The organism is Candidatus Zixiibacteriota bacterium (genome assembly GCA_021159005.1).
Lineage (GTDB): Bacteria > Zixibacteria > MSB-5A5 > UBA10806 > 4484-95 > JAGGSN01.
Window position 1 is genome coordinate 1 of record JAGGSN010000185.1, and the last position, 4,423, is coordinate 4,423.

Here is a 4,423-nt window from a genome sequence, read left to right on the forward strand (position 1 = left end):
TGCACGGGTGCCCCATCCGCTTGCGGTGGGTTCCCATTACATCATCGAATACAGGTCACATTTCATACTCGTCTATCATTAGCGGTACATCTCGTTTTCCCATATACCAATTATAACTTGACCAGAGCCATTCCGCCGAAGAATCAACCAATCCTCGTTTCACCGGATTATTATGACAATAATTGATCTTTTCTCTAACCGATAAGACGTTGCGGCAATTATGGTCATAACATCGCTTCTCCCAGAACACTCGCTTTGAATCAGGCAAACCGATATTCGCCGAAGCGAAATATCTTCGGGCGGTGAATGATTTAATCTCGCCTATTAAATAACCCACCTTAGTACCGGGATTAGGGAAAATCACCAGATGCACATGTTCAGGCATAATCACATAACCGAGTAGTTTAAAACCGTGTTTTTTTCTCGCCACAGCAATTTGTTCAGACAATATTTCTTTGGCCGACAGTATATTAAGATTGGGTTGTCTTCTGTAACAACTGAAAGTAATAAACCTGACAGTGTGGTCATTGTCAAAATGTTTTAATTTAGGCATATTTAAATTATATCGAAGTATGGTTTATTATGCAAATGTATTCTCTACATTAAAGAAACCCACCGCAAGCGGATGGGGCACCCATGCAGCCCAGTAGGTCAAGTCCCAAGTGGTTTTGACCTGCTTCAACTGTTGATAAAGCAATAAATCTCTCTTGTTACCAAGCGCTGCTTGGTAACAAGAGGGCGTATCCGCCTCAGGCGGACGTCCTATTACTTAATAAAAGCAAGCTGGCGCACGAGGACGTACGCCAGCCACAGGATGTATATCAATTCATGCTTATTGAATAAGATATCGCAAATATTACCAGAAATATCCGCCGACATATTTTACTACAACTATACCCAGTGAGATAGCAAGAATAGCCTTTATAAACCTTGAGGGGAAATACTTTTGGAATCTTGCCCCAAGATATATTCCGGCAAAACCTCCGACTCCAAGCGATAATCCCAGAAGATAATCCGGTTTGACAGTTTGGAAACCGGGAAATATCACCGGCAAAAAGTAACTATAAACAATAACGCCCATAACGGATGATAAAAATGTGCTGAATAGCGCCGCTCCGGCAACCGCATACACCGGTAAACCGCATACAGCCACTAAAAATGGCGAAACAATAGCGCCGCCGCCGATGCCATAGGCGCCGCCAACAACGCCTACGATTAATGTCAGCAAGAAAATTAAACCGGTGGATGTGTTATAGGCTTGTCCGTTGAAGTTGAATTGAATCTGTCTAAGATTATACTTTAAAGTTTTTACCTGAAAGTCTTGATTGTTTATAGATTCTCTCGTTTTTTCTTTAAGCCCCTGAGCCAGCTTGACAACAATATACAACAAGACTATGCCAACAAACAGCTTGAAATTTTTGGAATCGGACAAGTATTTTACTCTGAGATAGGCGCCAATCACAAGTCCGGGCAGGGTGCCGATTATAATTGTAATCATAAGCGGCCAAATCATTCTCTTCTCACGGATAAAACGATACACGCCGCCGGGAATGGAAAATACGTTATAGACAAGGTTTGTCGGAGTTACCGCCGGCGAACTGAATCCGAGGATGCTTATCTGAAACGGCATTAATATGAAAGCGCCGGAAAGGCCGCCCATCGAGGTGAAAAACGATATAACAAAAGCCACCAGACCGGGCAGCCACCAGTAGGTCTCCACGCCGCTTATTGGAAATGTGTACATGGGTATATAATATAGGGGAAATATTGAAGTACTTCAAGAATAAATGCTGAAGAAATCCGCTAATAAATGTGAAATAAATTGTCTGCTTGTCTTAGTATCCAGAGGGCGAATGCAATTCGCCCCTACGGATTAATTTTTATATGTCGGGATGTCCATCTGAGACGGACTGCCCTTCATTATGCAACGTCTTATGATTATTGCTGGCAGTTTATAGTCTAATAATACTGAATCCGAATACTCGATACGCCTGAATCGATTGATATGGATGTCCGACAATCTGATGAGTCATAATTATCCGAGCGGTATTTGCCATGATATTTTTCCAGCCCGACTTTTTTGAAATTGGTTGATGATAAAGCGGCGTCCGAGTCGATTTCAAGTCCCATTTCGCGGGGGATTCCGATGGTAATCCGCGAGGCGCCGGCATCGATATCGACTGATATATCATCCTCAGACCGGCATCCAAGCTTAAGGTCAATTTTAGCCGCGCCAGTATCCAGAATTAGTTTCTTGATAATTAAATCGGATAAATCAAGGTCAACATTGGCGGCGCCTATATCTAAATCAAGGTCGAGCGGAATATTATCGGCAATAAAAATATTAGCATCATTTGAAACATTTTTCCTATGGAACATATTAAAATTTCTTCGACCAAGTGTATTAATCCTGATTTCTCCATCGCCGCCGTATGATTTGAAACTGCATTTGGGTTTTTTATAGCTGTATTCGAATTCGCCTAAGAAAAGCTTATCGGAAACCGGACTAATCCAAAGTTCGCCCAGACCAAAATCTATATCCAATTTAAGGTTTTTAATAGTTGAGTCCTGCGATAATTCATAAGAAAATTCCTCAATGCGATGACTTCGTTTTGTTGGCCAATTATAGTCAACACAGCTTCCGCCCTCAGAAAAAGCGACAAAAGCAAAAGTGGCGGCAATCAGGAGAGGGGATAACAATCCCAGCCAGTAATATTTAGTTCGCGAAAATATAAATTCGAGACCGATAGCGATAAGCAAAATTGGCCATAGCGATATTAACTCAACCCAGACTGAATAACCGAGATAATCGAAATTTATCGCCAGAAAAAATAAACCTATTCCGAGAAGGATAACTCCCCAGCGTATAGTGCTAATCTTTTTCATTTAAGCCGCCTTTATCCAATGCTTTAACTAAAATCACCGCACCGATAATTATCAGGACAATCGGCCACAGCTTAAAGAAAGAAAACCAAACAAAGATATTTAGAGTATTCATAAGAAAAAACATACCCATGACAACCAGAACAATACCGACGATGAATTTCGTTTTGTCATTTTCTTTTTTTTCGTTGTTATTATCAATTACCGTTTCATCGCCTGTTTGAGGAGTTAAGGCATTAGAATCTGAAACATCTACAGGCAGCGGTTTTTGAGGAATAATTATCCAGGCTGCCACATATACCCAAAAACTCAAACCTCCCGGAAAAACAAGCAAAACAGTTGCCAGCCTTATCAGTGAAGAATCGACATTGAAATATTCAGCCAAGCCGGCGCATACACCGCCAAGCATGGCATTTTCACGCGAACGATATAATTTTCTGTTGGGCATTAACATACCTCCCATCAAGATAGTTTATTTTCTATATATCCATACGTTAGTGAATTATAATTTGTTACAGGATAATTCAAGCATTATTTTTCCGCTTCACCGGTCATAGGCACAAAACGAACCGGAATTACATTCATTTCTTTAATCTTGCCTGATTCCTTTCTTATCAGTTTCAATTCCTGATTATGGGAGCCTACCGGAATCACCAACCGTCCGCCCTCGGCAAGCTGGTCTAACAAAGGCTGGGGGATTTTTTCAGGCGCGGCGGTAACTATTATAGCCTCGAAAGGAGCATGATCCGGCCAACCTTGATAACCATCACCGCACTTGACTGTTGCGTTATAATCGAGAGCCTTAAGAATGGAATCAGCCCGGTCGGCAAGTTCGCAGACAATCTCGATAGAATATACCGAATCGCATAATTCGGCCAAAACAGCCGCTTGATAACCGGAGCCGGTCCCGATTTCCAAAACCTTGGAATGCTTCTTTAACTCTAACAGCTCAGTCATCAGAGCAACAATATACGGCTGGCTGATAGTTTGCCCCGATCCGATAGGCAACGGCTCATCCTCATAGGCATATTTTATAACATTCTCCGGCACAAATCTATGACGGGGGACTTTTTCCATAGCCGCCAGTACGTTTTTATCACTGATTCCTCGCTGCTTGATCTGCGTTTCAACCATCGCTAAACGATTCATAGTATAAGTATCGGCAGAATCAGGCAGCAGCGAGTTTTTAGAAAATCCCGGCATAGTATATAAGATAACTAAACAGGAAATTGTCGTAAAGTTCAAAATGACTCCTTTGGATAATATTTTGTTTGATTAGTTAAAATATCACTGCTACCCGGCCTTTTCCAAGTAAATTTTAATAATATTTTCAGAAACAACCTCCTTAAAATAGTAGTTTTTTCACTACTGTCCGGCTTTTTTCATAGAATTCTTTAAATATTATCCAACAAGCGAAACTTGCTTGATTCGCAGCCCATAGAACAACAAGACATTGGAAAACTCCAGCAAACATCGCTATTCTACTTTTTGCTTTGCATAATATTTCATGCCTGTCCGCCGACAGGAGGAATTAGATTTC

Annotated in this window: 5 protein-coding genes; all 5 read right to left on the reverse strand. The window is 41.3% G+C overall.

Annotated features, from left to right (window positions below; genetic code table 11):
- Positions 1-55: 55 nt before the first annotated feature.
- A complete protein-coding gene (locus tag J7K40_11475; protein MCD6163016.1) occupies positions 56-553 on the reverse strand; it encodes a transposase in 498 nt (165 codons plus the stop codon).
- A 303-nt stretch (positions 554-856) separates the two neighbouring features.
- Positions 857-1,744, reverse strand: coding sequence for a sulfite exporter TauE/SafE family protein (locus tag J7K40_11480; protein ID MCD6163017.1), 888 nt, complete (start codon positions 1,742-1,744; stop codon positions 857-859).
- 215 nt (positions 1,745-1,959) lie between these two features.
- Positions 1,960-2,886 (reverse strand): hypothetical protein, encoded by a 927-nt coding sequence (locus J7K40_11485; protein ID MCD6163018.1) that lies wholly within the window; start codon positions 2,884-2,886, stop codon positions 1,960-1,962.
- On the reverse strand, positions 2,873-3,331 hold the full coding sequence (locus J7K40_11490) for a PspC domain-containing protein (protein MCD6163019.1): 459 nt from the start codon (positions 3,329-3,331) through the stop codon (positions 2,873-2,875). Before J7K40_11490 ends, J7K40_11485 begins: the two co-directional genes overlap by 14 nt.
- An 83-nt stretch (positions 3,332-3,414) precedes the next feature.
- Entirely contained in the window at positions 3,415-4,086 is a 672-nt protein-coding gene (locus J7K40_11495) for a protein-L-isoaspartate(D-aspartate) O-methyltransferase (GenBank protein MCD6163020.1), read from the reverse strand.
- Between the last annotated feature and the right edge of the window lie 337 nt (positions 4,087-4,423).

Excerpts from the sequence above, each read along its gene's own strand:
- J7K40_11475 (MCD6163016.1), bottom strand. The coding sequence starts at position 553 with ATGCCTAAATTAAAACATTTTGACAATGACCACACTGTCAGGTTTATT.
- J7K40_11480 (MCD6163017.1), bottom strand. The coding sequence starts at position 1,744 with ATGTACACATTTCCAATAAGCGGCGTGGAGACCTACTGGTGGCTGCCC.
- J7K40_11485 (MCD6163018.1), bottom strand. The coding sequence starts at position 2,886 with ATGAAAAAGATTAGCACTATACGCTGGGGAGTTATCCTTCTCGGAATA.
- J7K40_11490 (MCD6163019.1), bottom strand. The coding sequence starts at position 3,331 with ATGCCCAACAGAAAATTATATCGTTCGCGTGAAAATGCCATGCTTGGC.
- J7K40_11495 (MCD6163020.1), bottom strand. The coding sequence starts at position 4,086 with ATGCCGGGATTTTCTAAAAACTCGCTGCTGCCTGATTCTGCCGATACT.